Annotated in this window: 4 protein-coding genes; 3 read left to right on the top strand and 1 reads right to left on the bottom strand. The window is 43.6% G+C overall.

The features are described from left to right. Positions 1–107: 107 nt before the first annotated feature. Positions 108–374, bottom strand: coding sequence for a GlsB/YeaQ/YmgE family stress response membrane protein (locus EKM80_RS14570; protein WP_003680380.1), 267 nt, complete (start codon positions 372–374; stop codon positions 108–110). A 667-nt stretch (positions 375–1,041) separates the two neighbouring features. Here EKM80_RS14570 and EKM80_RS14555 point away from each other — a divergent pair. From EKM80_RS14555 to EKM80_RS14540, 3 genes are all read left to right on the top strand, one after another. After that, positions 1,042–1,938, top strand: a complete 897-nt coding sequence (locus EKM80_RS14555) for a diacylglycerol/lipid kinase family protein (protein ID WP_003680378.1) — start codon at positions 1,042–1,044, stop codon at positions 1,936–1,938. A gap of 168 nt (positions 1,939–2,106) precedes the next feature. Continuing rightward, positions 2,107–3,036, top strand: coding sequence for an IS30 family transposase (locus EKM80_RS14545; protein ID WP_125554389.1), 930 nt, complete (start codon positions 2,107–2,109; stop codon positions 3,034–3,036). A 190-nt stretch (positions 3,037–3,226) separates the two neighbouring features. Continuing rightward, positions 3,227–3,493 (top strand): hypothetical protein, encoded by a 267-nt coding sequence (locus tag EKM80_RS14540; protein WP_125554387.1) that lies wholly within the window; start codon positions 3,227–3,229, stop codon positions 3,491–3,493. The last annotated feature ends 100 nt before the right edge of the window (positions 3,494–3,593 follow it).

The raw sequence follows: 3,593 nt of genomic DNA, 5'->3' as shown, positions 1-3,593 counted from the left end.
TCAGGTTATGCTGACAAATTTGTCCAAAAATTCGGATTAAATTTGCAATCTACCGTTTAACATTTTTTGATGTCGAGCGTAACAGCCAGGCTGTCAATTGGCACTGTTCAATTGTGTTTTGACCGTCGAACCCGTGCCCACTGAACCACGAACATCATTATCAGAACGACGGCAATTGCACCGATTGCGGCTGGTATCACGGTCATTCCGGCTAACTCAGGCCCCATCGGCCCCAGCACACCTTCACCAATGAGTGCCCCAAGGACGCCAGCAATAATGTGACCGATCCAACCCCGCGATTGACTGGGGCTCATGATAGCACCTGCAAAAGCACCAACCGCCGCGCCAACAATCATTACCCATGACCAATGCATGCTGTCATCCCCTTTTTAGCGGCGGTGTTTGAACTGCCGCACTTCTCGAAACACAGTCAATCCTAATTGCCCAATTGCAATCAATAGTGACAATTTACCCCAAAAACCAGGGGTCTGTCGTTTAATTTTAGCCATTACGGACACCTCCATCTTTTGATAGCGCTAACAAGTGCTACTTCAACAAATCCTTTTATGCCTAATCACAATTACTGCGGCTGAAGCGCCTGGGCAGCAACGGTTCCGATCACAATAAGTATCATCGCCCCGCTCACGACTGGCAACAACGTCATTCCAGCAACTGTTGGCCCGAACCATCCAAAAGACAGCTGGCCACCAAGTACACCGAATAAGCCTGCGATTAAATTAATTGTCGTTTGACGCCGACCATGTGCGCCTACCGCATTTGCAACGATACCTATTGTTAGTCCTAATATCGCAACACCTATTCCATCCCATTGTGAACACGCTCCATCCCGATATTGTGTGATTAAAATTATCATAACTATAATATTTATATTGAGCAATCAAAATGCTCATTGACCCGACTAATTCAGTAATGATGCATATTATTTCCAGTCAAACTAGTGTTCAAGCTATACTGAGACTATCAAAAGCTTACTAAATAAGCGATGAATAAACTTAATTTTTTAATCAAGAGGCGATTGTCATGGCAACAACTTACGGCATTTTCTATAACGGACAAGCGGGTAATGGGCAAGCGGCAACTGTCGCCCATCAAACCGCGCAAGCGCTATCGAACCACGGCATTGAGTCTCAATTACTGACAACACCAGGAATCCCCCGGGCAATTGCGTTAATTAAGCAAACACTTCCTCAACTGTCAGCACTAATTGTTATTGGTGGAGATGGCACACTGAACGTTGCAATGACAGCCCTAATCCAAGCTGAAGCACATATTCGTATCGGCGTTATTCCCATGGGAACGGTTAATAATTTTGCAACCCGCTACCAGTTACCAACTGACCCCCAAGCGGCCATCGAACTAATTTGTACTCAGCCGGCGACCCAAGCAGTCGGCATGCTAGTTTGTAATCAACGCCGGGCAGTCGTGAGTTCACTGACATTCGGTAATTTGGCTGACATTTCCAATGAAGTTCGACAATCTGAGAAGCAGCGATTCGGTAAATTAAGCTATCTTTACCGTGCTATTCGCCATATTGGTCACAATAAGTCACTGCCAATTCGATATCAATTCAAACACGAAGGAAGCCACACCTTAAAAACATGGTTCTGTTTGATTACAACGACCAAATCAGTCGGTGGGCACGTCTATAGCGCGTCTGCTCCAGGAAAAATGCATATTAGTCTACTTAACAACATTGGCTGGCGGCAAGTAATTCCATATATTTGGTTCGCACTAACGGGGAACTTGCAAAACTCCAAGGCCATTACACAGCTAACGGCAACCAGTGCACGAATTACGAGTGCAACTGGTCAAGCCGTGACGACACGTATTGACGGCGACCCAGCGGTTAAACTGCCAATTGAATTGACCTATTTGACAGACCGCTTCGAATTGATCGTACCAACAGTCATCGAATAACGACGTATTTTTTATTAATATAATCAACATATTGATTGCTTACTATTAACTTTTTGATTATAGTTAAACGGTAGATTGTAAAATTAATCCGAACGCTGTTCGGACAAAAAAGATCAGCTTCCTTTAAAATGGTGTTTACCACAAACCCATCTTTTAGGAGCTGATCTTTTGTCTAGTATAACCTATTCCGAACGAATTAAAATCGAAACCTTTTGTGAACTAGGGCTGTCCAATATCCAAATGGGCGTTCGGCTGAACCGATCACCGTCAACAATTTCTTATGAATTATCTCGATGTCAACCTTATCAGGCTGAATTAGCACAAACAGATGCCGAATACAAGCGATCACGATGTGGTCGGAAAACTAAGCTGAGCGATGAGTTAAAGCAAAAAATTCTCAACCATTTACGTCTAAGCTGGTCACCAGGAATGATTGCTCACGAATTTAAACTAGCTACTAAATCTATTTATAATTGGCTAAATCAGGGGAGAATTGATTTCTCCTTGAATGATCTACCTGAACATGGCGTACGCCAACGGCGTAACGTTGACCAACGATCCAAATATAATCAATCTTTGGGGCGATCAATTGAACAGCGTCCCATGATGATTAATCAACGTAATCGCATCGGCGATTTTGAACTAGATACAGTCGTTGGTCCTCGTGGGCATAGTAAGGCAGTTTTATTAACCTTAATCGATCGCAAATCACGTTTCCTTTGGGCCTACCGATTAAAAAACCGGACAGCAGTAACTGTTAATGAAGCCCTAAATAAGTTTCTAGCAACTTTTAATGGCCCGGTGCATAGTTTTACGGTGGACCGTGGCACTGAGTTTAGCGGTCTAGTATCACTTGAAGCACAATACGGTATTAAGACCTATTACTGCCATGCTTATACGCCAGCTGAGCGCGGCAGTAATGAACGATTTAATCGGAACTTACGCTATTTTTATCCTAAGGGGACTTATTTTGAGCACATTAGTGCTCAAGGCTTGAAAACCACCTTACTCGAAATTAATCAGAGACCACTTAAAATACTTGACTGGCAAACACCTTATCAGGTCATGCTGACAAATTTGTCCAAAAATTCGGATTAAATTTGCAATCTACCTTATAAAGGCATTTGGGTCTTCATGTTCAATAATTGGACTAGTTTTGGCGGGTATTGTGACACATGCCATTATAGCCTGTTTTTAATCTTTACTAACCCAAAATATTTTTGATGTGGTTTAATCAAATTGGCAGTCAAGGTCGATTACACATGGACCGTTCGGCAACTGGAACACTATGATGATAGCCAGCTCCGATACGAAAGAAGACGGCCACCGTTGTCCTCGCTCAATCATCGTTGGACTACACTCTCTTACGACTAGTCTAGCTCTTCAACGATCAGCACCAGCTAACTTACGAAACGACCCAGAGTGGCCTGGCACCGAGGTTAGCCGCGAAACCGTGGCCCAGCTTATTACCGCCATTCTGCAAGATCAAACTGGGCAATATGTTCGGCAAAGTCTGCGCGTTAATCAACCCGGCACGCATGGTGATAAGCCTTAATTTTACTGATTTCAAAAAGAGTGGTATGACAGAATTTGTTATACCTGAAGTGAACCCCCGGTATTGGACCAGAATCCAATACCGGGGGTTTTACTATGAC

The sequence above is a fragment of the Loigolactobacillus jiayinensis genome (assembly GCF_003946445.1).
GTDB lineage: Bacteria > Bacillota > Bacilli > Lactobacillales > Lactobacillaceae > Loigolactobacillus > Loigolactobacillus jiayinensis.
The sequence above is the reverse complement of the archived record's forward strand: the minus strand, read 5'-3'. Positions and strand labels throughout refer to the sequence as shown.

What these genes read in the sequence shown, in the direction of transcription:
- EKM80_RS14555 (WP_003680378.1), top strand. Translation starts at nt 1,042, where the DNA reads ATGGCAACAACTTACGGCATTTTCTATAACGGACAAGCGGGTAATGGG.
- EKM80_RS14540 (WP_125554387.1), top strand. Translation starts at nt 3,227, where the DNA reads ATGATGATAGCCAGCTCCGATACGAAAGAAGACGGCCACCGTTGTCCT.
- EKM80_RS14570 (WP_003680380.1), bottom strand. Translation starts at nt 374, where the DNA reads ATGCATTGGTCATGGGTAATGATTGTTGGCGCGGCGGTTGGTGCTTTT.